We start from the raw sequence: 22,412 nt of genomic DNA, 5'->3' as shown, positions 1-22,412 counted from the left end.
CCGGTCTCCAGAGATGATCAGCTATGCTTGACCGGCGAAGGGAAACGTAAGTGGTTCACCATTCCATGGACATCAGATTCACCCAACGGCTGTCATACAAGCAGGCCCGACTGACCGTCCTGGTGGGCTTCGTGCTGGGCACTTTGCTCAGCCTGGTGCAGATAGGCATCGATTATGCCAGCGAAGACGCGTCGATCAACCGCGAGATCCTGTCGTTACTGGAAATCAGCCACAACCCGGCCTCGCGCATCGCCTACAACATCGACGCCGAACTGGCCCAGGAGCTGGCCCTGGGCTTGTTGCGCTCGCCCGCCATCATCGGCGCCGAGCTGGTCGACAACAACAATACCGTGCTGGCCGACGTCAAACGACCCGAGCTGCAGAACAGTTACCGTTTCATCAGCGACTTTCTGTTTGGCGCCCAGCGCCGGTTCGAAGACCGCCTCTACCTGGATCATCTGCCCAACGAATCCCTGGGCGTGCTGCGACTGGACGTCGACACCTATGCTTTCGGCAGTCGCTTCCTGCGTCGGGCCGAGGTCACGTTGCTCAACGGGTTCGCTCGTAGCCTGATCCTGACCGGCCTGCTACTGGCCCTGTTCTACGTGATGCTGACCAAGCCCCTGGTACGGGTCATCCGCGAACTGAGCAGCCGCGACCCGGGCAGCAACGAACAGAGCAGCCTGGAATGCCCTTCCGGCCACCAATACGATGAAATCGGCGTACTGGTGTCGGTCGCCAACCAGCAGTTCGAAAACATTTCCACCGAAATCCAGCAACGGCGCATGGCGGAAAATCGCCTGACCGAATACCTCGCACAGTTGGAAAACATCGTCTCGGCCCGCACCGCCGAACTCAAGGCCATCAACGCCCGCCTCAGCCAGTCCAACGAAGAGCTGGAAGTGGCCAGGCGTACCGCCCTGGACATGGCCGAAGCACGCTCCGCGTTCCTGGCCAGCATGAGCCATGAGATTCGCACACCGCTGAATGGCTTGCTGGGCATGATCGCCCTGTCCCTTGACGGCCCCTTGACCGCCGAACAACAGCAACAGCTCTCGATCGCCCATGACTCCGGCAAAGTGTTGGTCGAGCTGCTGAACGACATTCTCGACCTGTCGAAATTCGACGCCGGTCAACTGGAACTCGAACGCATTCCGTTCGATCTCGGCTCCCTGATCGAAGACACGGCCAACCTGCTTTCACAGAATGCCGCCCCCAGCGTCGAGCTGGCCTGCCTGATTGAACCGCAGTTCCCGGCGCAGGTGCTTGGCGACCCGACCCGGGTGCGCCAGATCGTCAGCAACCTGCTGTCCAATGCCCTCAAATTCACCCGCTTCGGCCGGGTCGATGTGCGATTGAGCGCTTATGAAGGCGGAGTGCGGATCGAGGTCTGCGATACTGGCATCGGCATTCCCCAGGATGCCCAGGCGAGAATCTTCCAGCCATTCACCCAGGCTGGCGCCGGCATTACCCGTCAGTTCGGGGGCACCGGGCTGGGCCTGGCGCTGACCAACAACCTCTGCGAAGCCATGCAGGGCCGCTTGACGATCAGCTCCGAAGCCGGTTTCGGCAGCCAGTTCTGCGCCGACCTGCCCCTGCCCTGCCACACCCCGGCGGCGCCGGTCGAACCCTTGCGTGGCAATATCGTCGCCATTACCGCCAACAGCAGCGGACTGGCCGAGTTGCTGGACATGCTGCTGCCCACCTGGGGGTTGGACTACCTGAGACGCTCCGTGGATGACAATTTGCTGGGCCTCAAGCCTGATGTCCTGATTACCGACTGCCCTGAATGCCTGTTCAACTTGCGGCCAACCTTCAACGCACCGATCCTGCTCGTCACCGCCTACGGCAGCTTCATGCCCAGCGAACAGGCCGTCGCCCTGGCCCCCCTGCTCCAACAGGCCCGGCCACTGGCGCGTCATGCGCTGTATCAGATCCTGCGTCGTGCCCTGCAAAGCGAGACGACCATCATCAATGACACGCAGATCGAAGCCCTACCGCCGTCCAGGCGCGCACGGGTGCTGCTGGTGGAAGACAATCCGGTTAATCAACTGGTCGCCAAAGGCATGCTGGTCAAGCTCGGCTGCGAAGTGATTGTCGCCGCCCATGGCGCCGAGGCCTTGGATCAACTCGAACAAAACACCTTCGACCTGGTGCTGATGGACTGCAACATGCCGGTGATGGACGGCTACGAAGCCAGTCGGCAAATTCGTCGCAGCGGTCGCTGGCCGGACTTGCCGATTGTCGCGCTGACGGCCAACGCCATGCCAGAAGAGCGGGAACGCTGCCGGGGTGCCGGCATGACCGATTACCTGTCCAAGCCATTCCGCCGCGAAGAACTGGCGGCGATGCTGGATCAATGGGTGCCGACTACGTCAGCGCTTTGATCTGCCCTAGCAGATGATCGAGACCGTTACGCAGTTCCCCCAGGCGATCGAGATCAATCCCGCTGTCGCACAGCAGACGAGCCTTGAGGGGACCAACCTGCTCGCGTAACGCCAGACCCGCCGGCAGCAGGCTCAGGTGCACCTCCCGCTCGTCCCGGGCCGAACGCTGGCGCAGGACCAGGCCGAGTTGCTCCAAGCGCTTGAGCAGCGGCGTCAACGTGCCGGAATCCAGCAGCAGCCGTTCACCCAGGGCCTTGACCGTGGGTTGTTCCGGCGCAGCGTCCTGCCACTCCCACAACACCAGCATCGCCAGGTATTGCGGGTAGGTCAGGCCGAGCTGGTCGAGCATCGGCTTGTAACCCCGGATCACCGCCCGTGAAGCGGCGTATAACTTGAAGCACAACTGGCTGTCGAGCTTCAGCGAATCGACGGGCACGTCGTTCATTTGAGCAGGGCTTCGATCTCTTGGGTCAGGTCCTGGGGTTTGGTAGTCGGGGCGAAACGCTTGACCACCTGACCGTCCTTGCCGACCAGGAACTTGGTGAAATTCCACTTGATGCCCTTGGACCCCAGCACGCCGGGCGCCCGCTGCTTGAGCTGGACAAACAGCGGATGGGCGTTGGCACCGTTGACCTCGATTTTCTTGAACAGCGGAAAACTCACGCCAAAATTCAGCTCGCAGAACTCGGAAATCGCCCCTTCATTGCCCGGTTCCTGTTTGCCGAACTGGTTGCAGGGAAAGCCCAACACCACCAGGCCCTGATCCTTGTAGGTCTGCCACAACTGCTCAAGCCCCTTGTACTGCGGGGTGAAACCGCACTGACTGGCGGTGTTGACCACCAGCACGGCCTTGCCGGCGAAATCGGCCAGGGTCTTTTGCTCACCCTTGATGGTGGTGCAGGGAATACTCAGCAGATTGTCGCTCATGGCAAGGCTCCTTGGTAATGGGACTGGCGTGCAAGATAGCGAGCAATTCAATTGTGTGCAATTTAATTATCCAGCCACCTCCATAGGCCCTGACACAAACCTGTGGCGAGGGGATTTATCCCCGCTGGGCTGCGCAGCAGCCCAAGGAGGGATGCATCGGCCTGATCTTTCAGGTAGACGCCTATTGGAGCTGCTACGCAGCCCAGCGGGGCGGTGCGACGTTTCGCTAAATCCCCTCGCCACAGATCTACTCTCGTGGAACGAGATCCAGGCACACCGAGTTGATGCAATACCGCAAGCCCGTGGGCGGCGGGCCGTCGGGAAATACATGACCCAGGTGGGCATCACACTTGGCGCAGACCACTTCGGTGCGGATCATGCCGTGACTGACATCCCGCACCTCCACCACCGCGCTGCCCTCGATGGGCGCGTAGAAACTCGGCCAGCCGCAACCGGAATCGAATTTGGTCTGCGAATCGAAAAGCGGCTCGTTGCAGCAGATGCAGTGGTACACACCGTCGGTCTTGGTGCCGTTGTATTTACCCGAGAACGGCCGTTCGGTGCCCTTCAACCGACAGACGTTGTATTGCTCCGGGTCGAGCATGGCGCGCCATTCCTCAAGGGTTTTCTCCAACTTTTCCATCGTCCCACCTCGGCAATTGAAAAAGCCCGATCCGACGCTTTTCCGCGGGTCGGGCGGCACGTATGATTGCGCCTCGTCAGCGCCAGTCTGGCAGTCGCGCCATGGGGATTCAAACGGATTGTGACGCCCATGCCATGTCAGGCTCGCCACAGACGCAGGATCACCAGCACGGCCGTTCACACGCCGCCTGGATCGTTCATCTTCGGGAACACATCGCCATGCAGGTCAGCAAATCGAACAAGCTCGCCAACGTCTGCTACGACATTCGCGGCCCGGTGCTCAAGCACGCCAAACGCCTGGAAGAGGAAGGCCATCGCATCCTCAAGCTGAACATCGGCAACCCGGCACCCTTTGGTTTCGAAGCGCCCGATGAAATCCTCCAGGACGTCATCCGCAACCTGCCGACCGCCCAAGGCTACAGCGATTCCAAGGGCCTGTTCAGCGCGCGCAAGGCCGTGATGCAGTACTACCAGCAGAAGCAGGTCGAAGGCGTCGGTATCGAAGACATCTACCTGGGCAATGGGGTGTCCGAGCTGATCGTGATGTCCATGCAGGCCCTGCTCAACAACGGCGACGAAGTGCTGGTACCGGCACCGGACTACCCGCTCTGGACCGCCGCCGTGAGCCTGTCCGGCGGCAACCCGGTGCATTACCTGTGCGACGAGCAGGCCAACTGGTTCCCGGACCTCGCGGATATCAAGGCCAAGATTACGCCGAACACCAAGGCGCTGGTCATCATCAACCCGAACAACCCGACCGGTGCGGTGTACTCCAGGGAAGTGCTGCTGGGCATGCTCGAACTGGCCCGCCAGCACAACCTCGTGGTGTTTTCCGACGAGATCTACGACAAGATCCTGTACGACGATGCCGTGCACATCTGCACCGCGTCCCTGGCGCCGGACCTGCTGTGCCTGACCTTCAACGGCTTGTCCAAATCCTACCGGGTGGCGGGTTTCCGCTCCGGCTGGATTGCCATCTCCGGCCCCAAGCATCATGCCCAGAGCTACATCGAAGGCATCGACATGCTGGCCAACATGCGCCTGTGCGCCAACGTACCCAGCCAGCACGCGATCCAGACGGCACTGGGAGGCTACCAGAGCATCAATGACCTGGTCCTGCCACCAGGCCGGTTGCTGGAACAGCGCAATCGCACCTGGGAACTGCTCAACGACATTCCCGGCGTCAGCTGCGTCAAGCCGATGGGCGCGCTGTATGCCTTCCCGCGGATCGACCCGAAGGTCTGCCCGATCCACAACGATGAAAAATTCGTGCTCGACCTGCTGCTGTCGGAAAAACTGCTGATCGTCCAGGGTACGGCGTTCAACTGGCCGTGGCCGGACCATTTCCGCGTCGTGACCCTGCCACGGGTCGACGATCTGGAGCAAGCCATCGGCCGGATCGGCAATTTCCTCAAGTCCTACCGACAGTAAGCCGTAGCGCGCGAGGCACCCCGCCTCGCGCGCTGTTTGATTCAGCAACATATCCGTTCCGCTGGCCCCGGCAGGGCTTCTACACTGAATCCTCAGCAGCGGACGGGCGACGCGGCCCAACGTTCACGGGGCAAGGGCGGCATCCGGCTTTTCCTCAGTGACTTTCAGAAAAGTCTTTCATTGATTTAGGACGTCTGTAGGACACAGTTTGAAATAGTCGCTGAGTTGAATAGCCTGCGGCGGCACCTTATATACCCCGCATAACGCTACATCTTTAGCATGAGGAGATTGCTACCACCATGATGCGCATCCTGCTGTTCTTGGCCACTAACCTGGCGGTCGTGCTGATTGCCAGCATCACCCTGAGCCTTTTCGGCTTCAACGGGTTCATGGCGGCCAACGGGGTTGACCTCAACCTCAATCAGCTGCTGATCTTCTGTGCGGTGTTCGGCTTCGCCGGTTCCCTGTTCTCGCTGTTCATCTCCAAGTGGATGGCGAAGATGAGCACCAGCACGCAGATCATCAGCCAGCCGCGCACTCGTCACGAGCAATGGCTGCTGCAAACCGTCGAGCAGCTGTCCCGTGAAGCCGGCATCAAGATGCCGGAAGTCGGGATTTTCCCGGCCTATGAGGCCAACGCCTTCGCCACGGGTTGGAACAAGAACGACGCACTGGTTGCTGTCAGCCAGGGCCTGCTCGAACGGTTTTCCCCCGATGAAGTCAAGGCGGTGCTGGCCCACGAGATCGGCCACGTTGCCAACGGCGACATGGTGACCCTGGCCTTGATCCAGGGCGTGGTGAACACCTTCGTGATGTTCTTTGCCCGCATCATCGGCAACTTCGTCGACAAGGTGATCTTCAAGAACGAAGAAGGCCAAGGCATCGCCTACTACGTGGCGACCATCTTCGCCGAACTGGTACTGGGCATCCTCGCCAGCGCTATCGTCATGTGGTTCTCGCGCAAACGCGAATTCCGCGCCGACGATGCCGGCGCACGCCTGGCCGGCACCAGCGCCATGATCGGCGCCCTGCAACGCCTGCGTGCCGAGCAAGGTTTGCCAGTACACATGCCCGACACCCTGAATGCCTTTGGTATCAACGGTGGCGTCAAGCAGGGCCTGGCTCGCCTGTTCATGAGCCACCCGCCACTGGAAGAGCGTATCGACGCACTGCGTCGCCGCGGCTGATCGGTTCGAGCGCAAAGAGGAAGCCCGCAACGATACGATGATCGTTCCCACGCTCTGCGTGGGAACGCCTCAACGGACGCTCCGCGTTCGGCCTTTGGGAACGCAGAGCGTCCCAGGCTGCATTCCCACGCAGAGCATGGGAACGATCACCCGCTACTCAGCGATTGGAAATCCGATAAACCCGTTCATCCAGCCTGGTCACCCCAGCCTGAATGAACTTCCAGCTTTCCTCCAACACATCCTGTTCCTGCAAGATCTCCAGCTGCCAGCGGTTCCCCAGCAGCCGCTGCACTTCATCATCACTCACGGAAAATGGCGGCCCGGGCATTTCAGCCTGGTTGTATTCAAGGGTGATCAGCAATCCGGCGCAGCCAGGCAGCAGACTTTGCAGGTGCGCCGTGTACCGCTCACGCATTTGCGCAGGCAAGGCTATCAACGCCGCGCGATCGTAAAGCGCGGCGCAACCGACCAGATCTTCCGGGCTCAAGGCAAAAAAATCACCGCAGCGGATCTCGATGCGCCCGGCACGGAACACCTTGAAAGCTCCCTCCTCGCTCACGCTCGGCGTCAACTGATGCTCATCGAAGAAATCGGTGATGGCTTTTTCCGACAACTCCACCCCCAATACCGAATGCCCTTGATCGGCAAGCCACAGCAGATCCAGGGTCTTGCCACACAATGGCACCAGCACCCGACTGCCCTGCTCCAAACCCATTGGCGGCCAGAAACGTTGCAGGTAGGAGTTCACCTCCAACGAATGAAAACCGATCTGATTCGTTGACCAACGCTTATGCCAAAACTCGGGATCCATTATTCGCTCCAAAAATTCGATCAAAACAGGTTAAAACTTATATTAGATTTAGATCATTGACCTGGCAGAAGATAATCGCATCTTAACGCTCAGGAGCTCGTCCATGCTGCCCAGCCTGTTTATCTCCCACGGCTCACCGATGCTCGCCCTCGAGCCCGGCGACAGCGGCCCGGCGCTGGCTCGCCTGGCGGCGCAACTGCCCAGGCCTACGGCCATCGTCATTGTGTCCGCCCATTGGGAAAGCAGCGAATTGCTGGTCAGCGCCAATCCACAACCGCGCACTTGGCACGACTTCGGCGGCTTCCCGCCGGCCCTGTACCAGGTGCAGTACCCCGCGCCGGGAGAGCCAGAACTGGCAGCCCGGGTAGCGGACCTGCTCAACGCCGCGCACCTGCCGGCACGTCTCGATGCCCAGCGGCCGTCCGACCACGGTGTCTGGGTACCGTTGTCCTTGATGTACCCCCAGGCCGACATCCCGGTGGTGCAAGTCTCCCTGCCCAGCGACCAGGGGCCTGTGCTGCAGACCCGGGTCGGCCAGGCGCTTGCGAGCCTGCGTCAGCAGGGCATCCTGTTGATTGGCTCCGGCAGTATCACCCACAACCTGCGTGACCTGGACTGGAACGCCGGCCCCGAGAGCGTCGAGCCCTGGGCAAAGGACTTTCGCGACTGGATCGTGGAGAAGCTGGCAGCCGGCGACGAGGCCGCCCTGCATGATTACCGCCGCCAAGCCCCCAATGCCGTGCGCAGCCACCCCAGCGACGAGCACCTGTTGCCGCTGTATTTCGCCCGGGGTGCTGGCGCAAGATTCAGCCTGGTCCATGAGGGATTCACGATGGGAACACTGGGGATGGACATCTACCGGTTCGATTGACAGGCGAACCGGGTCGCTCCTTCGCGAGCAAGCCCGCTCCCACAGGGTTTGGGATGGCGGCAGAGATCCCATGTGGGAGCGAGCCTGCTCGCGAAAGGGGCAACATTATCAACCGACGGAACACTAAACGACAGGCATAAAAAATCCCCGAACCAGTCGGGGATTTTTCATGCTCGATCAATCAACCCAAGGGTCGATCAGTCTTCGCGATAACGACGCAGCTTGAGTTGCTTGCCGGCTACGCGAGTGTCCTTGAGCTTGGTCAGCAACTTCTCCAGACCATCTTCCGGCAGTTCCACCAGGCTGAAGCTGTCACGCACCTGGATGCGACCGATGGCTTCACGGGCCAGGCCACCTTCATTGAGGATCGCGCCCAGCAGGTTCTTGGCGGCGATGCCGTCACGGGCACCCAGGGCGGTACGGCAACGGGCACGACCTTCGGCCAGCGGGATCGGTGCACGACGCTCACGGTCGCCACGGTCCGGACGGTCCCCGCTACGCTCGGGACGATCGCCACGTGGTGCGCTGTTCGGCACCAAAGGACGTTCCTTCTCGATTGCAGCCAGATTCAGTGCCTGACCATTGGTGGCCTTGCGCAACAGGGCGGCGGCCAGGGCGCGCGGGCTGCAACCGATGTCGGCAGTCAGGCGATCGAGCAGATCACCGTGGGTCGATTCGGCGTCAGCCACCAGCGGCGACAGGCTGTTGGTCAGCTTCTTGATGCGAGCATCGAGAACGGCCTGGGCGTCCGGCAGGCGAACTTCAGCCACCTTCTGCCCGGTAACACGCTCGATGACCTGCAGCATGCGGCGCTCACGCGGAGTCACCAGCAGCAGCGCACGACCTTCGCGACCAGCACGACCGGTACGGCCGATACGGTGAACGTAGGATTCCGGATCGTACGGCATGTCCACGTTGAACACGTGGGTGATGCGCGGAACGTCCAGGCCACGGGCAGCCACGTCGGTCGCCACAACGATGTCCAGGCGGCCATCCTTGAGGGAGTCGATCACGCGCTCACGCTGGTTCTGGGCAATGTCACCGTTCAGCGCAGCGGCTTTGTAGCCTTTGGCTTCCAGGGCGCTGGCCAGGTCCAGGGTCGCTTGCTTGGTGCGCACGAACATGATCAGGGCGTCGAAGTCTTCCACTTCCAGCAAGCTGAGGACTGCGGAGGTCTTCTGGTCGGCGTGAACCAACAGGTGGGCCTGTTCGATCGCGGTGACGGTCTGGGTCTTGCTCTGGATCTTGACGTGTTTCGGGTCCTTCAGGTGACGCTCGGCGATCGCACGGATCGACTGCGGCAGGGTGGCCGAGAACAGTACGGTCTGACGGGTTTCCGGCATGGCCTTGAAGATCACTTCCAGGTCATCCATGAAGCCCAGCTTGAGCATTTCGTCGGCTTCGTCGAGAACCAGGTGGTTCACGGTGGCCAGGACTTTTTCGTCGCGACGCAGGTGGTCGCACAGACGGCCCGGGGTGGCGACAACGATCTGTGCGCCATTACGGATGGCTTTCAATTGTGGGCCCATCGGCGCGCCGCCGTAGACAGCCACAACAGTTACGCCCGGCATTTGCTTGGCGTAGGTTTCGAAAGCAGTTGCAACTTGCAGCGCCAACTCACGGGTTGGGGCCAGGATCAGAGCTTGCGGCTCGCGCTTGGACGGATCAATGCGGTGCAGGATAGGCAAGGCGAACGCGGCGGTCTTACCCGTACCGGTTTGCGCCTGACCAATCATATCGTGACCGGCGAGAATGATCGGGATCGACTGCTGCTGAATGGCCGAAGGCTCTTCATAGCCGGTAGCGACTACTGCAGCGACAATATTGGGATGAAGTTCAAGAGCGGCGAAGCCGCCGATTTCCTGGGTCATGGGTCTGCCTCTAAGTGCATCCGCAAAGACCCATGCTCCAAAGCTGCACATGCCGTGTTGAGACTCAAGAGTCGCCCTGGCAGCTTTGTCGGCGGGGATTTGCGAAAACGAATGAATGAAAAAGAACGTCGTGGAAGCATCCGTTGTGGGGACATGCAACCGAAGCTGGCTTCGAAAAATTGCGCTACCTTGACGCGGCCCGGCTAAAGGCCGGCGCGCACTATACCGGAATTCGCCTGAAAAGGGAGATTTTTTTAGAGCCACTAAACCGGTTCACCTATGTGGCGAGGGGATTTATCCCCGCTGGACTGCGAAGCAGGCCCATAGGGTTTTAAAGCCAACGCCTGCTTCGCAGCCGAGCGGGGATAAATCCCCTCGCCACAGGATTCTCGGTTGTATCAGGTTGCCGGTCGGATAGCCTTGATCAACGGCAGCAACGAGTAGCCCAGCCGTGGCGCCAACGCTTCGGCGCGGGCGATCAGTCCTTCCATGTCCATCGCCTGCTCCAGGTCCGCCGGCACGATCAGGATCACATTGCCCTCCTTCACCGGCAGTTCCCAGTAGTGCCGGTGGTACAAGCCACGCAACAACGCCGCGCCCAACGGCTTGCCATCGTCGGTGGCCCACTGGTTGATCACCAGCCAGCCACCGGGGTTCAGCCGCTTCTGGCAGTTTTCCAGGAATCCCCAGGCCAGGTGACCGACGCCGGGGCCGACATCGGTGTAGAGGTCGACAAAGATCAGGTCCGCAGGCTCTGCGGTTTCCAACAACTCCAAGGCATCGCCGACACGGATGTACAGCCGCGGATCGTCATCCAGCCCCAGGTACTCGATGGCCAGGCGCGGCACATCGGGGCGCAGTTCGATAGCCTCGACGTCTTCCAGCGGCAGGAACCTGAGACAGGCCTGGGTCAACGTACCGGCGCCCAACCCTAGGAACAGCGCGCTTTCCGGCTGCTCGTGGCACAACGCGCCGATCAGCATCGCGCGGGTGTAGTCATATTCGAGCCAGCTAGGATCGGCCGTGAACACGCAGCTCTGCTCGATGGCATCGCCGAATTCGAGAAACCGGTAATCGGCCACTTCGAAGACCCGGATCATGCCGAACTCGTCGTGCACCTCGGCGAGCAGATGCTCGACGCGCTCCTCTGTCATTTCATCTCCTGATGCTTGCCGGGCGGGCTGCGGCAAAAGCGCAATTGTCGGCCAAGCGACGGGAACAGGTCACGCACTAATTTGCTGATAACATGGCCGTCCGAGCGTCAACCACCTAGAGATCACGATGAGCCAACCCTGGAGCCCTGACAGCTGGCGCGCCCTGCCGATCCAGCAACAACCCCGCTACCCCGACGCAGCGCACCTGCTGCAAGTCGAGCAGACCCTCGCCAGCTATCCGCCGCTGGTGTTTGCCGGGGAAGCCCGGGAACTGCGCCGCCAGTTCGCCGAAGTCACCCAGGGCCGGGCCTTTTTGCTGCAAGGCGGCGATTGCGCCGAAAGCTTCGCGGAGTTCTCCGCGGCAAAGATCCGCGACACCTTCAAGGTGCTGCTGCAAATGGCAATCGTCATGACCTTTGCCGCCGGTTGCCCGGTGGTCAAGGTCGGGCGCATGGCCGGGCAGTTCGCCAAGCCACGTTCGGCCAACGATGAAACCATCGACGGCGTGACCCTGCCGGCGTACCGAGGCGATATCGTCAACGGCATCGGCTTCGACGAGCAGAGTCGCGTACCGGACCCGGAACGCCTGCTGCAGTCCTACCACCAGTCCACCGCCACCTTGAACCTGCTGCGGGCGTTCGCCCAGGGCGGGTTCGCAGACCTGCACCAGGTGCACAAGTGGAACCTGGACTTCATCGCCAACTCGGCCCTGGCGGAAAAATACAGCCATCTGGCCGACCGCATCGACGAAACCCTGGCCTTCATGCGCGCCTGCGGCATGGACAGTTCGCCGCAACTGCGCGAAACCAGCTTCTTCACCGCCCACGAAGCGCTGCTGCTCAGTTACGAAGAAGCCTTCGTGCGCCGGGACAGCCTCACCAACGATTATTACGACTGCTCGGCCCACATGCTGTGGATCGGCGACCGCACCCGCCAGTTGGACGGTGCCCATGTCGAATTCCTGCGCGGCGTGAACAACCCGATCGGGGTCAAGGTCGGCCCGAGCATGAACCCTGACGACCTGATCCGCCTGATCGACGTACTCAACCCGGACAACGACCCGGGTCGGCTGAACCTGATCGCGCGGATGGGCGCGAACAAGGTCGGTGATCATCTGCCGCAGCTATTGCGCGCCGTGCAGCGCGAAGGCAAGCAGGTGCTGTGGAGTTCCGACCCCATGCATGGCAACACCATCAAGGCCAGCAGCGGCTACAAGACCCGGGATTTCGCGCAGATCCTCGGCGAAGTGAAGCACTTCTTCCAGGTCCACGAAGCCGAGGGCACCTACGCCGGCGGCATTCACATCGAGATGACCGGGCAGAACGTCACCGAATGCATCGGCGGCGCACGGCCGATTACCGAGGATGGGCTGTCGGACCGTTACCACACCCATTGCGATCCGCGGATGAATGCCGATCAGTCGCTGGAGCTGGCGTTCCTGATTGCCGAGACGTTGAAGCAGGTTCGGCGCTAACGTCCAAACGCCATCGCGAGCAGGCTCGCTCCCACAGGTGATTCGGTGCACACAATATTTGTGAACAGCACGGTCAATGTGGGAGCGAGCCTGCTCGCGATGGGGCCCGATCAACCACCGTCGATTCCAGCCAACGCCCCCGCCAACCGAACCCCACTCGCCCGTTGGCAATTGAGCTGAACCCGCTCCAGTCCCAACCAGTCGGCCATGCGCCGCAGATTCATCGCCAAGACCTGTATCCCCTCCTCGTCCAATCCCGGCTGCTCCTCATGCACGGCGTGCACCGCCAACCGGCCCTGGGCTCTCTCTGCCCGCAGGTCCACCCGAGCGGCAATACGTTCGTTGTGCAGAAACGGCAACACGTAATAGCCATACACCCGCTTGTGGGCCGGCGTATAGATTTCCAGTCGATAACGGAAGTCGAACAGGCGTTCGGTGCGATTGCGCTCCCAAACCAGGGAATCGAACGGCGAGAGCAAAGCGCTGGTCGTCACGTTGCGGGGAATTTTCCCATCCGGCAGGCACCAGGCCGGTTGCTTCCAGCCTTGCACCTGGCAGCGCCACAACTCACCGGTTTCCTCCAGCTCGGCCAGGCGCGCACGGCTGTCGGCCGGATCGAGGCGGAAATAGTCGCGCAGATCTTTCTCGGTCCCCACACCCAATGCCCCAGCGGCATGCAACAGCAAGGCGCGTTGGGCCTGGGCCTCGTCCGGAACCGGTTGTTCCAGGACCGAGGCCGAAAGTACCCGCTCCGGCAAATCGTAGAGCCGCTCGAAGCCACGCCGCCCGGCCACCGTGACCTCGCCCGCGGCGAACAGCCACTCCAGCGCGTGCTTCTCGGCACTCCAATCCCACCAGGGGCCAGCCTTTTCCGCCCGTGTGGACAAACTGCCAGCGCCCAAGGCGCCCTGCTCCCGGACGGCCGCCAGGACGCGGCGGATGACATCCTGTCGTTCATGGCCGAATCGCGCCAGTTGTTGATAGATGCCTTCGCCACGGGCCGCGCGGGCCATGCGCCAGCGCATCAGTGGATACATCGACAGGGGCAGCAACGACGCTTCATGCCCCCAATATTCGAACAGCGTGCGCCGCCGCCCCTGGCTCCAGGCCGCTTGATCGAGCAGATCGGGGTTGTAGTGACCGAGGCGGGAAAACAGCGGGAGATAATGTGAACGTACCAGCGCATTGACCGAATCGATCTGCAGCACGCCGAGGCGTTCGATCAGGCGGTTGAGACGTGCGGGTTGCACCGAAGCCGGCGCCAGCCGCCCATTGAATCCCTGAGCGGCCAACGCCAGACGCCGGGCCTGTTTGAGGGTAAAGGACACAGTCGCGGGCATGGAGATCTCCTTCTCTGCTCGCAACCTACCTCACCAGTCATCGATTTGTGTAGGGAGGGATGGCTCATTTGTGCATTGGGTCATCCCAGAATGGCCGAACCACTTCCTGTTCTACATCTGCACGGCTGACGCCGATGTCCTTGAGCGCCTCGTCGCTCAGACCGGCGAGCAATTCGCGCTCGTGGTGCAATTCATACCAGCGGCTAAACTTGTGCAGCAGGTCGCTGAGGGAAAAATGGAATGAATGTCTATCTATCGATACGTATCCTTTCTGACCTTTCATCGTGATGTCCTCCGTTGGGGGTGGTTCAAGTCTCGCCCCAAGGCTAAGATCAATCCAACGAATGTTTCTTATGCAATACATCTCGGAGATTGATCAATTGTCGAGTTACCCGAGCATCGATACGGAAGTGCTGCGGACCTTCGTCGCCATTGCCGACCAGGGTGGTTTTACCCGCGCCGGTGAATTGGTCAATCGCACCCAATCCGCCGTCAGCATGCAGATGAAGCGCCTCGAAGAAGATGTCTTGCAGCGCCGCTTGTTCGAGCGTGACGGGCGCCAGGTCAAGCTCACCGCCGAAGGCCAGGTGCTATTGGGTTACGCCCGGCGCATCCTCAAGCTGCACAGCGAGGTGTTCAACACCTTGCGTGAACCGCATATGGTCGGCACCGTGCGCATCGGCACGCCGGATGACTACGTGATGCGCTTCCTGCCCGGCATCCTGCAGCGCTTCGCCCAGTTCTATCCATTGATCGAGATTGAAGTGCACTGCGAATCGTCCAAGCAGTTGCTGCTGCGCCAGGACCTGGACCTGTCCATCGTTACCCGTAAGCCAGGGGATGAAATCGGCCAGTTATTGCGCAAGGAACGCTTTGTCTGGGCCGAAGCGGCGTGTTTCAGCGCCCATGAGAAAACACCGCTGCCGCTGGCAATGTTCAATAGCGATTGCTTCTGCCGTCAATGGGCCTGCAATGCGCTGGATGCCATGGGCCGCGAATACCGCGTGGCCTACAACAGTTCCAGCCTGTCGGCACTCATGGCGGTGGTGGGCGCGGGACTGGCGATCACCGCGCAATTGGAAAGCCTGCTGACACCGGACATGCGTGTGCTCGGCGAGGCCGAAAACCTGCCGGAACTGCCTGAGGCCAGCATCATGCTGATCCGCAACCTGCACAATCCGTCGCCCATCACCGAATGCCTGGCCGAGCACATCGTCGAAGGCTTCAAACTTTAAAGACGAGCAGCACCGCACACAACACCAGAAAACCGCAGAACAGCCCGCGCAATAGCCTCTCCGGCATGGCGTGGGCGACTTTCACGCCCCAGCTGATGCTCAGCAAACCGCCGACAGCCAGTGGCAAGCCGATCCACCAGTCCACTTGATGGTGGAATGCATAGGTGGCCAGGGTCACGCCGGTACTGGGCAAGGCCAGCGACAGCGACAATCCCTGGGCGACCACCTGGGTGGTGCCGAACAGGCTGGTCAGGATCGGCGTCGCAACCACAGCGCCGCCGACACCGAACAGACCGCCCATGGTCCCGGATGCCGCCCCCAGTACACCCAGCCATGGCCAGCCATAACGCATCTGCGCAGAAGCCGGCGCGGTAGCGGTGAACATGCGGGTCAGGTTATAGGCCGCCAGGGCGACCAGGAACGCGACGAAGCCGATGCGCATGCTTTCGGCGTCGACACCTACGGCCCATATCGAGCCGAGCCAGGCAAAGCAAAAACCCATGGACGCCAACGGCAGCACATGACGCAACTCAATGCGGTTGCGTTGGTGATAACGCCACAACGCGAGCATTACATTGGGGACCACCATCACCAGGGCGGTACCCTGAGCAATCTGCTGGTCCAGACCGAACCATACGCCCAATACCGGAATCGCGATCAGCCCACCACCGATGCCGAACAATCCCCCCAAGGTGCCCAACGCGGCCCCCAGCACCAGATACAACGCAACTTCGATCACAGACGATTCCCCCTTCATCAGAGCGTCTATCCTACGCAGTCGGCGCCAGTGGGGGAACGCAACATCTGATCAGAACGTCAGAATTATCTGGCGCCTTAAAGGTTCGCCCGCTAGATTCGTCAGGATTATCGATTGAAGGTTGTGCCATGAGCCCCCAGCGCGACACCCCCGAACCCTGCGAAGCCCTGTTGCTCGACAACCAGGTCTGCTTTGCCCTGCACTCCACGTCGCTGATGATGACCAAGGTCTACAAGCCGTTGCTGCAAGCTCTCGGCCTGACCTATCCCCAGTATCTGGCGATGATGGTGTTATGGGAAAAAGACGGATTGACCGTCGGTGAAATCAGCACACGCCTGCTCACCGACCCCGGCTCGCTGACGCCGCTGCTCAAGCGCCTGGAAGCCGAAGGCCTGCTGAGCCGCACCCGTAGCCGGGAAGATGAACGCGTGGTGATCGTCGAACTCACCGAACAGGGCCGCGCCCTGCGGGAGAAGGCCCTCGATATTCCACAGTGCATCCTTGGCGCCAGCGGCCAGACCATGGAACAGCTGAAGAAGCTGCAACTGGAGCTGCAGGCGCTGCGCAGCCACTTGCAGGACAGCCTGTAACCCCATCTCCAGGGGTGAGCCCATTCGCGAAGACATCATCCTCCCCCCTTCAACTGACCCACCGCTATCGCGAGCAGGCTCGCTCCCACAGGGAAGTTGTGGTGGACGCTTTTCCCGAGAACATCCCATAACCACTGTGGGAGCGAGCCTGCTCGCGATGGCGTCACTCCAGCCTCCGCTAAAAAAATTTCATCCAATCAAACAGCTCTAACTCAAGGCTTTCATGGCTATTGAGTCTGAAAAGCAGGACCTCGACCAAAAATTTATCTTGCGCACTAAATATTAGCGAACTATATTCGCTTCACACCTACTTAGCGCGCAAACATTTAGCGCGATACGACCAACCCAGAAACGAGGCTCTCATCATGCAAACTCTCTACACCGCAATCGCAACCTCCACCGGCGGCCGTGACGGTCGTGCGATCTCCAGCGACAACATCCTCGACGTCAAACTCGCCACCCCCAAGGAGCTCGGCGGTGCCGGCGGTGTGGCAACCAACCCGGAACAACTGTTTGCCGCCGGCTATTCGGCCTGCTTCATCGGCGCCCTGAAATTCGTCGCCGGCCAAAGCAAACGCAAGATCCCGGACAGCGCCTCGATCACCGCCCATGTTGGCATCGGTCAGATTCCCGGCGGTTTCGGCCTCGACATCGACCTGCACATCAGCTTGCCCGGCCTGGACCAGACCGACGCGCAAAGCCTGGTGGACGCGGCTCACCAGGTCTGCCCGTACTCCAACGCCACCCGCGGCAACGTTGATGTTCGCCTGCACGTGACCGTTTAAACCCACCGATCCGGACCGAACCCAAGGAGATTCCCATGAACACGTTCACCAAGGCCCTGACCGGCACCCTTCTCGCACTTGGCGTCAGCAGCGCCTTCGCCGACGGCATCGTCGAGCACAATACCCAGGCGTTTCTCGATGCATTGAATGCCGGCACCGGCAAGCCCCTGGAACAACTATCGCCGAAGGATGCCCGCGCAGTACTGGTCGGTGCCCAGGCGGGGGTGAAACTGACGTTGCCCAAGGCGGATGTCAGCGAGAAGACCATCCAGGTCGATGGCCAGTCGATCAGCCTGACCATCGTCCGCCCGGCCGGGGTCAAGGGTGAGTTGCCCGTGTTCATGTTCTTCCACGGCGGTGGCTGGGTCCTGGGAGATTTCCCGACCCACGAACGCCTGGTTCGGGACCTGGTGGCGGGGTCGGGTGCAGTGGCGGTGTTCGTCAACTACACGCCCTCCCCCGAGGCGCATTACCCGGTGGCGATCAACCAGGCCTATGCCGCGACGAAATGGGTGGCCGAGCATGGCAAGCAGATCAATGTCGACGGCAAGCGCCTGGCCGTGGCGGGTAACAGCGTCGGCGGCAACATGGCAGCCGTCGTGGCCTTGATGGCCAAGGACAAGGGCACGCCAGCGATCCGCTTCCAGGCGCTGCTATGGCCGGTGACCGATGCGAACTTCGAGACCGCGTCCTACAACCAATTCGCCGAGGGACATTTCCTCAGCAAGAACATGATGAAATGGTTCTGGGACAACTACACCACCGATGCCGGGCAACGTAACGAGATCTATGCCTCGCCGCTGCGGGCCAGCACCGCACAACTCAAGGGCCTGCCGCCCGCGCTGGTACAGACCGCCGAGGCCGATGTACTGCGCGATGAAGGTGAGGCCTATGCGCGCAAACTGGATGCGGCCGGCGTGCCGGTCACAGCGGTACGCTACAACGGCATGATTCACGACTATGGCTTGCTCAACGTGGTCAGCCAGGTGCCGGCAGTGCGTTCGGCAATGCTGCAGGTGTCTGAAGAGTTGAAACAGCATCTGAAATGAAGAATGGCGAGGGGACTGACAGGCCCCCGCAGAAATGAAAAAGCCCGACTCAATGGTCGGGCTTTTTTTTCATACACAAGACTTCGCTTATTTAGCGCGGCCTTTGTAGGAGCCGCCTTCGCGGGTATCGATCTCGATCATGTCGCCGATTTCGATGAAGTCAGCAACCGACAACTCGGTACCGTTCTTCAGTTTGGCAGGCTTCATCACCTTGCCGGAAGTGTCGCCGCGAGCGGAACCTTCGGTGTAGTCAACCTGACGCACGATGGTGGTCGGCAGCTCTACGGAAACCAGACGGCCTTCGAAGAACACGGCTTCGCAGACGTCGGTCATGCCTTCTTCCACGAATGGCAGAACGCTTTCGATGTCTTCGGCGTTCAGCTCGTACATGGTGTAGTCAGTGGTGTCCATGAACGTGTAGGAGTCGCCGCTGATGAAGGACAGGGTCGCTTCCTTGCGGTCGAGGATCACGTCGTCCAGTTTGTCGTCCGCACCGTAAACGGTTTCGGTCTTGTAACCGGTCAGCAGGTTTTTCAGCTTGGTCTTCATGATCGCGCTGTTACGACCCGACTTGGTGAATTCAGCTTTCTGAACCAGCCAAGGATCGTTGTCGATACGAATCACGGTACCGGGTTTAAGTTCTTTACCAGTTTTCATTGCGAATATCCGAATTTGGATGGGATTTACAAAAATCTAGGCCGCGTATCATATCCAATTTCCATAAAACTTCACCAGCGCCGCGGCAAGATCGGGTCGCGAGGCCTGTTCCAGACACCATGCATGGGCGTGTTCAGCCAGCACCGGCAGCTGTTCGCAGGTGGTTTTCCAGTGCCCGGACATGTCCTGACCGGCATTCCACGCCTGCCAGAGACCGCTCATCGCTTTTGCGGCAGGCTCTGCAAGCTCCTGGGTGTACAGCCTGAGAAATGCGTCGAGCTTTTCCAGATGAACGTCTTCTTCCTGTTGGTAGATATGCCAGAGGAAAGGTCGACCCGCCCATTGGGCCCGCACGAAAGAGTCTTCGCCCCGCACCGCATTGAAATCGCAGCACCACAGCAACTGATCGTACTGATCCTGACGGACGAACGGCAGCACCTGTACCGTCAGGGCGCCGCGTCGATGCAACGCACCGGCTTTGAGGTCGGCCACCCCGAGCCAACGCTCGACATCCCCCAGCACTCGCCCTTCGGGAACCAGCACATGGGACGGCCGGGCATCGCCGGCCATCGCATCGAACCAGCTGGCCAGCCCGGCATTTTCGTAGGCGAACAGCGAAATCAGCCGCGCATCCGATGCGCGCTCGACGCCCAACCCCTGCAGGAACGTCCGTTGCGCCGCGACATCCTGTTGAAATTGCCGACGTCGCGCCAGCAACCCAGACTCACGCAGCAAGCCGCCAGTCCCCTCGCGGAAGCCGGGGAAAAAGAAATACTTCTGGACATGCCTGTATTTGACCGACGGCAACCCGTGGCAACCGATCACCCAGTCCTCGGCACTGAGGTAATCCAGGTTCATCCACAGCGGCGCGGTCTGGCGCTCCGCCATCGCGTCCATGTAGGCTCCTGGCAACTGGCAGGCAAACGCGGCGATCACCACGTCGGCGGCATCGGCGCCCAGCCAGTCCTTGGGCCAATGGCGCACATCCACGCCTTGTTGCCATTGCTCGGCCAGCGTGACGTCGATTTCCGGACACAGCCGTTCGAAGGCTCGCAGGTCATCGACCCATAGCCGGACCGCGCAGTGGTGCTCAGCTACCAATTGCCGGGCCAGACGCCAGGTGACGCCAATGTCGCCAAAGTTATCGACGACGGTGCAAAAAATATCCCAACGCACGGCCATTCCCGATTCCCTGTGGCAAAGCCTTGATTGTCCCGAATAAACCGATGATGCAGAAGAGCCGACGGCGATTAATCTTCATGCGACAATCGTCGTCTATCCATGCCTTTGCCAGGAAGCAACCATGCCCGAACACCCGCCCGCCCCGCGCCTCACCGCCTTGCAACTGACCGTCAGCATCGCCCTGGGCCTGTGGCTGGGATTCCTCGCCATCGTACTGACGGGCTGGCTGTTGTCGAAATTCGTCCTGGGCGAACAGCTCGCCCCGGTGGCTGCCGCCGTGCACCAACTGGCGCAACCGCCTGCCGTGCAACCGCCTACCGAACCGCCGAATCCCATGTTCGAGCAATACCAGCAGAACCTTCAGCGCAACGAACAACGACAAGCCCTCGACCAGGCCCGCAGCAACCCGCGCAACCAATCCAACCCCAAGTGCCAGTTCTGGCTGGAGCAGGATCGGAACGCGCCGAGCGAGAAGACCCGCGCCAACGTTTTGCAATTCTGCGACTGACCATGAATAAACAGACCGTCCACCAACTGATCCTCGACAAGCTCAAGGTCGATCTCGACATCGCCGAACGCGCCGCGCAGACCGCCTACGAAACCGCGACCCACGAAGAAAATATCGCCGAGAACAAATACGACACCCTGGGCCTCGAAGCGTCCTACCTCGCCGCTGGACAAGCCAGGCGCGTGGAGGAAATCCGCCAGGCTCTCGCACTCTGCCAAAACCTGACCCTCAGGCCCTATGACGCGCAGCGTGGCATCCAGGTGGGCACCCTGATCGGGCTGGAGGATGAGGATGGGCGCCAGCAATGGCTGTTCCTGGGGCCGGATGCCGCGGGACTGAAAGTGTCGCTGGTGGGGCAACCGATCACGGTCATCACCCCTCGCTCACCGCTGGGCCGGGGCCTGCTGGGTAAGTTCGAAGGGGATGAAGTGGAGATCGTCGTAGCGGGCGCCCGGCAACAGTTCGCTGTCACCGAGGCGATATAGCGACGATCAGTGCACCGGCAGCTCGACGCCCTCGAACAGCTCTTCGAGCTCCTGCTTGTTGTGGCACTGAATGGCCTTGGCCATGACTTCCCGGGTCAGGTGCGGCGCGAACTTCTCGATGAAATCGCACATGAATCCCCGCAGGAAGGTGCCACGACGGAAACCGATCTTGGTCACGCTGGACTCGAACAACTCGCTGGCATCCAGCACCACCAGGTCGCTGTCGAGCTTGGCATCGACAGCCATCTTCGCCACGATGCCCACGCCCAGGCCGAGGCGCACGTAGGTCTTGATCACGTCGGCGTCGGCGGCAGTGAACACCACTTTCGGCGTCAACCCGCGATGACTGAAGGCTTCGTCGAGTTTCGAACGGCCCGTGAAGCCGAACACGTACGTCACGATGGGGTATTCGGCCAAGGCTTCCAGGGTCAACTTCGGCAGCTTGGTCAACGGGTGGCCCTGGGGCACGGCCACGCAGCGGTTCCAGCGATAGCAGGGCATCATCACCAGGTCGCCGAACAATTCGAGGGCTTCGGTGGCGATGGCAAAATCCACCGTACCGTCAGCAGCCATTTCGGCAATCTGCATCGGCGAGCCCTGGTGCATGTGCAGCGCCACATCCGGGTATTGCTTGATGAAGTTGCTGATCACCGGAGGCAGCGCATAGCGCGCCTGGGTGTGGGTGGTGGCGATCGACAAGGTGCCTTTTTTCTCGTTGGAAAATTCCTGGGCGATCTGCTTGATGCTTTCGACCTTGCGCAGGATCTCACCAGCCGTGGTGATGATGCGCTCACCGGCCGGGGTTACGCGGGTCAGGTGCTTGCCGCTGCGGGCGAAGACTTCGACGCCCAGTTCGTCTTCCAATAGGCGGATCTGCTTGCTGATGCCGGGTTGTGACGTGTAGAGGCTTTGTGCGGTAGCGGAAACGTTGAGGTCGTGGTGCGCCACTTCCCAGATGTAGCGCAGTTGTTGAAGCTTCATATGTATCCCTCAAAGCAGTTGGACGCCACGGGCATCAGCGGCGGTATATAACTATATGAATGGTCGCAACAATAAATCTAGAACTTTT

General features: G+C 60.8%; 23 protein-coding genes. 11 read left to right on the top strand and 12 right to left on the bottom strand.

Features of this window, described 5'->3' with window-relative positions:
* Positions 1 to 65 precede the first annotated feature (65 nt).
* Positions 66 to 2,387 carry a hybrid sensor histidine kinase/response regulator gene (locus ACODTO_RS06270; RefSeq protein ID WP_175362954.1) on the top strand — a complete coding sequence of 774 codons (2,322 nt, stop codon included), beginning with the start codon at positions 66 to 68 and terminating at the stop codon, positions 2,385 to 2,387.
* On the opposite strand, the gene ACODTO_RS06265 is transcribed toward ACODTO_RS06270, so the two are convergent.
* The 3 genes from ACODTO_RS06265 to msrB form a co-directional block, all read right to left on the bottom strand.
* Positions 2,371 to 2,832 (bottom strand): MarR family winged helix-turn-helix transcriptional regulator, encoded by a 462-nt coding sequence (locus ACODTO_RS06265; protein WP_139646998.1) that lies wholly within the window; start codon positions 2,830 to 2,832, stop codon positions 2,371 to 2,373. The two genes, ACODTO_RS06270 and ACODTO_RS06265, sit on opposite strands and share 17 nt — an antisense overlap.
* The gene (locus ACODTO_RS06260) at positions 2,829 to 3,314 is read right to left on the bottom strand and encodes a glutathione peroxidase (RefSeq protein ID WP_139646999.1); all 486 of its coding nucleotides are present in this window, start codon (positions 3,312 to 3,314) and stop codon (positions 2,829 to 2,831) included. The genes ACODTO_RS06265 and ACODTO_RS06260 overlap by 4 nt, the downstream gene beginning before the upstream one ends.
* Positions 3,315 to 3,561: 247 nt before the next feature.
* Positions 3,562 to 3,957: a peptide-methionine (R)-S-oxide reductase MsrB gene (gene msrB / locus ACODTO_RS06255; protein ID WP_047701530.1), complete on the bottom strand. Its 396-nt coding sequence runs from the start codon at positions 3,955 to 3,957 to the stop codon at positions 3,562 to 3,564.
* A gap of 218 nt (positions 3,958 to 4,175) precedes the next feature.
* On the opposite strand from msrB, the gene ACODTO_RS06250 reads away from it, so the two are divergent.
* On the top strand, positions 4,176 to 5,387 hold the full coding sequence (locus tag ACODTO_RS06250; RefSeq protein ID WP_053155200.1) for a pyridoxal phosphate-dependent aminotransferase: 1,212 nt from the start codon (positions 4,176 to 4,178) through the stop codon (positions 5,385 to 5,387).
* A 299-nt stretch (positions 5,388 to 5,686) separates the two neighbouring features.
* Entirely contained in the window at positions 5,687 to 6,574 is an 888-nt protein-coding gene (htpX, locus tag ACODTO_RS06245) for a protease HtpX (RefSeq protein WP_139647001.1), read from the top strand.
* A gap of 157 nt (positions 6,575 to 6,731) precedes the next feature.
* Here the strand turns inward: htpX and ACODTO_RS06240 are convergent, their stop codons facing one another.
* Positions 6,732 to 7,385 carry a thiopurine S-methyltransferase gene (locus ACODTO_RS06240; RefSeq protein ID WP_139647003.1) on the bottom strand — a complete coding sequence of 218 codons (654 nt, stop codon included), beginning with the start codon at positions 7,383 to 7,385 and terminating at the stop codon, positions 6,732 to 6,734.
* Positions 7,386 to 7,488: 103 nt separating this feature from the next.
* On the opposite strand from ACODTO_RS06240, the gene ACODTO_RS06235 reads away from it, so the two are divergent.
* Positions 7,489 to 8,256: a DODA-type extradiol aromatic ring-opening family dioxygenase gene (locus ACODTO_RS06235; protein WP_139647005.1), complete on the top strand. Its 768-nt coding sequence runs from the start codon at positions 7,489 to 7,491 to the stop codon at positions 8,254 to 8,256.
* Between the two features lie 197 nt (positions 8,257 to 8,453).
* Here the strand turns inward: ACODTO_RS06235 and ACODTO_RS06230 are convergent, their stop codons facing one another.
* On the bottom strand, positions 8,454 to 10,127 hold the full coding sequence (locus ACODTO_RS06230; RefSeq protein WP_024776698.1) for a DEAD/DEAH box helicase: 1,674 nt from the start codon (positions 10,125 to 10,127) through the stop codon (positions 8,454 to 8,456).
* A gap of 398 nt (positions 10,128 to 10,525) precedes the next feature.
* Positions 10,526 to 11,281 carry a spermidine synthase gene (locus ACODTO_RS06225; protein ID WP_041020074.1) on the bottom strand — a complete coding sequence of 252 codons (756 nt, stop codon included), beginning with the start codon at positions 11,279 to 11,281 and terminating at the stop codon, positions 10,526 to 10,528.
* A 127-nt stretch (positions 11,282 to 11,408) separates the two neighbouring features.
* Between ACODTO_RS06225 and ACODTO_RS06220 the strand changes: the two genes are divergently transcribed.
* Positions 11,409 to 12,755, top strand: a complete 1,347-nt coding sequence (locus ACODTO_RS06220; RefSeq protein WP_489106095.1) for a class II 3-deoxy-7-phosphoheptulonate synthase — start codon at positions 11,409 to 11,411, stop codon at positions 12,753 to 12,755.
* 110 nt (positions 12,756 to 12,865) lie between these two features.
* On the opposite strand, the gene ACODTO_RS06215 is transcribed toward ACODTO_RS06220, so the two are convergent.
* Positions 12,866 to 14,095, bottom strand: coding sequence for a winged helix-turn-helix domain-containing protein (locus ACODTO_RS06215; protein WP_489106094.1), 1,230 nt, complete (start codon positions 14,093 to 14,095; stop codon positions 12,866 to 12,868).
* Between the two features lie 64 nt (positions 14,096 to 14,159).
* Complete coding sequence (locus ACODTO_RS06210; protein ID WP_041020071.1) at positions 14,160 to 14,378, bottom strand: DUF1127 domain-containing protein; 219 nt, start codon at positions 14,376 to 14,378, stop codon at positions 14,160 to 14,162.
* Positions 14,379 to 14,475: 97 nt separating this feature from the next.
* Between ACODTO_RS06210 and ACODTO_RS06205 the strand changes: the two genes are divergently transcribed.
* Complete coding sequence (locus ACODTO_RS06205) at positions 14,476 to 15,330, top strand: LysR substrate-binding domain-containing protein (RefSeq protein WP_024776693.1); 855 nt, start codon at positions 14,476 to 14,478, stop codon at positions 15,328 to 15,330.
* On the opposite strand, the gene ACODTO_RS06200 is transcribed toward ACODTO_RS06205, so the two are convergent.
* The gene (locus ACODTO_RS06200) at positions 15,320 to 16,087 is read right to left on the bottom strand and encodes a sulfite exporter TauE/SafE family protein (RefSeq protein WP_217505605.1); all 768 of its coding nucleotides are present in this window, start codon (positions 16,085 to 16,087) and stop codon (positions 15,320 to 15,322) included. The two genes, ACODTO_RS06205 and ACODTO_RS06200, sit on opposite strands and share 11 nt — an antisense overlap.
* 128 nt (positions 16,088 to 16,215) lie before the next feature.
* Between ACODTO_RS06200 and ACODTO_RS06195 the strand changes: the two genes are divergently transcribed.
* The 3 genes from ACODTO_RS06195 to ACODTO_RS06185 all read left to right on the top strand — a co-directional run bounded on the left by ACODTO_RS06195 (position 16,216) and on the right by ACODTO_RS06185 (position 18,511).
* Entirely contained in the window at positions 16,216 to 16,677 is a 462-nt protein-coding gene (locus tag ACODTO_RS06195; protein WP_139647014.1) for a MarR family winged helix-turn-helix transcriptional regulator, read from the top strand.
* Positions 16,678 to 17,042: 365 nt separating this feature from the next.
* Entirely contained in the window at positions 17,043 to 17,462 is a 420-nt protein-coding gene (locus tag ACODTO_RS06190; RefSeq protein WP_489106093.1) for an organic hydroperoxide resistance protein, read from the top strand.
* A 35-nt stretch (positions 17,463 to 17,497) separates the two neighbouring features.
* A complete protein-coding gene (locus tag ACODTO_RS06185; protein ID WP_139647017.1) occupies positions 17,498 to 18,511 on the top strand; it encodes an alpha/beta hydrolase in 1,014 nt (337 codons plus the stop codon).
* A gap of 87 nt (positions 18,512 to 18,598) precedes the next feature.
* On the opposite strand, the gene ACODTO_RS06180 is transcribed toward ACODTO_RS06185, so the two are convergent.
* Both ACODTO_RS06180 and earP read right to left on the bottom strand, forming a co-directional pair.
* Entirely contained in the window at positions 18,599 to 19,168 is a 570-nt protein-coding gene (locus tag ACODTO_RS06180) for an elongation factor P (protein WP_007955690.1), read from the bottom strand.
* A 48-nt stretch (positions 19,169 to 19,216) separates the two neighbouring features.
* Positions 19,217 to 20,350 (bottom strand): elongation factor P maturation arginine rhamnosyltransferase EarP, encoded by a 1,134-nt coding sequence (gene earP / locus ACODTO_RS06175; RefSeq protein WP_489106092.1) that lies wholly within the window; start codon positions 20,348 to 20,350, stop codon positions 19,217 to 19,219.
* Between the two features lie 121 nt (positions 20,351 to 20,471).
* Here earP and ACODTO_RS06170 point away from each other — a divergent pair, with 121 nt between their 5' ends.
* Both ACODTO_RS06170 and ACODTO_RS06165 read left to right on the top strand, forming a co-directional pair.
* Entirely contained in the window at positions 20,472 to 20,858 is a 387-nt protein-coding gene (locus ACODTO_RS06170; RefSeq protein WP_175385741.1) for a cytochrome b/b6 domain-containing protein, read from the top strand.
* Between the two features lie 2 nt (positions 20,859 to 20,860).
* On the top strand, positions 20,861 to 21,343 hold the full coding sequence (locus tag ACODTO_RS06165) for a GreA/GreB family elongation factor (protein ID WP_139647022.1): 483 nt from the start codon (positions 20,861 to 20,863) through the stop codon (positions 21,341 to 21,343).
* Between the two features lie 6 nt (positions 21,344 to 21,349).
* Here the strand turns inward: ACODTO_RS06165 and cysB are convergent, their stop codons facing one another.
* The gene (cysB, locus tag ACODTO_RS06160; protein WP_041020064.1) at positions 21,350 to 22,324 is read right to left on the bottom strand and encodes an HTH-type transcriptional regulator CysB; all 975 of its coding nucleotides are present in this window, start codon (positions 22,322 to 22,324) and stop codon (positions 21,350 to 21,352) included.
* Between the last annotated feature and the right edge of the window lie 88 nt (positions 22,325 to 22,412).

The sequence above is a fragment of the Pseudomonas sp. FG13 genome (assembly GCF_057809755.1).
The sequence above is the reverse complement of the archived record's forward strand: the minus strand, read 5'-3'. Positions and strand labels throughout refer to the sequence as shown.

Coding starts and splice junctions, on each gene's coding strand:
- ACODTO_RS06220 (WP_489106095.1), top strand. CDS start 11,409: ATGAGCCAACCCTGGAGCCCTGACAGCTGGCGCGCCCTGCCGATCCAG.
- ACODTO_RS06190 (WP_489106093.1), top strand. CDS start 17,043: ATGCAAACTCTCTACACCGCAATCGCAACCTCCACCGGCGGCCGTGAC.
- ACODTO_RS06250 (WP_053155200.1), top strand. CDS start 4,176: ATGCAGGTCAGCAAATCGAACAAGCTCGCCAACGTCTGCTACGACATT.
- ACODTO_RS06240 (WP_139647003.1), bottom strand. CDS start 7,385: ATGGATCCCGAGTTTTGGCATAAGCGTTGGTCAACGAATCAGATCGGT.
- ACODTO_RS06270 (WP_175362954.1), top strand. CDS start 66: ATGGACATCAGATTCACCCAACGGCTGTCATACAAGCAGGCCCGACTG.
- ACODTO_RS06210 (WP_041020071.1), bottom strand. CDS start 14,378: ATGAAAGGTCAGAAAGGATACGTATCGATAGATAGACATTCATTCCAT.
- msrB (WP_047701530.1), bottom strand. CDS start 3,957: ATGGAAAAGTTGGAGAAAACCCTTGAGGAATGGCGCGCCATGCTCGAC.
- ACODTO_RS06165 (WP_139647022.1), top strand. CDS start 20,861: ATGAATAAACAGACCGTCCACCAACTGATCCTCGACAAGCTCAAGGTC.
- ACODTO_RS06225 (WP_041020074.1), bottom strand. CDS start 11,281: ATGACAGAGGAGCGCGTCGAGCATCTGCTCGCCGAGGTGCACGACGAG.
- ACODTO_RS06180 (WP_007955690.1), bottom strand. CDS start 19,168: ATGAAAACTGGTAAAGAACTTAAACCCGGTACCGTGATTCGTATCGAC.
- ACODTO_RS06200 (WP_217505605.1), bottom strand. CDS start 16,087: ATGAAGGGGGAATCGTCTGTGATCGAAGTTGCGTTGTATCTGGTGCTG.
- cysB (WP_041020064.1), bottom strand. CDS start 22,324: ATGAAGCTTCAACAACTGCGCTACATCTGGGAAGTGGCGCACCACGAC.
- ACODTO_RS06260 (WP_139646999.1), bottom strand. CDS start 3,314: ATGAGCGACAATCTGCTGAGTATTCCCTGCACCACCATCAAGGGTGAG.
- ACODTO_RS06215 (WP_489106094.1), bottom strand. CDS start 14,095: ATGCCCGCGACTGTGTCCTTTACCCTCAAACAGGCCCGGCGTCTGGCG.
- ACODTO_RS06235 (WP_139647005.1), top strand. CDS start 7,489: ATGCTGCCCAGCCTGTTTATCTCCCACGGCTCACCGATGCTCGCCCTC.
- ACODTO_RS06185 (WP_139647017.1), top strand. CDS start 17,498: ATGAACACGTTCACCAAGGCCCTGACCGGCACCCTTCTCGCACTTGGC.
- ACODTO_RS06170 (WP_175385741.1), top strand. CDS start 20,472: ATGCCCGAACACCCGCCCGCCCCGCGCCTCACCGCCTTGCAACTGACC.
- ACODTO_RS06265 (WP_139646998.1), bottom strand. CDS start 2,832: ATGAACGACGTGCCCGTCGATTCGCTGAAGCTCGACAGCCAGTTGTGC.
- ACODTO_RS06195 (WP_139647014.1), top strand. CDS start 16,216: ATGAGCCCCCAGCGCGACACCCCCGAACCCTGCGAAGCCCTGTTGCTC.
- ACODTO_RS06230 (WP_024776698.1), bottom strand. CDS start 10,127: ATGACCCAGGAAATCGGCGGCTTCGCCGCTCTTGAACTTCATCCCAAT.
- earP (WP_489106092.1), bottom strand. CDS start 20,350: ATGGCCGTGCGTTGGGATATTTTTTGCACCGTCGTCGATAACTTTGGC.
- htpX (WP_139647001.1), top strand. CDS start 5,687: ATGATGCGCATCCTGCTGTTCTTGGCCACTAACCTGGCGGTCGTGCTG.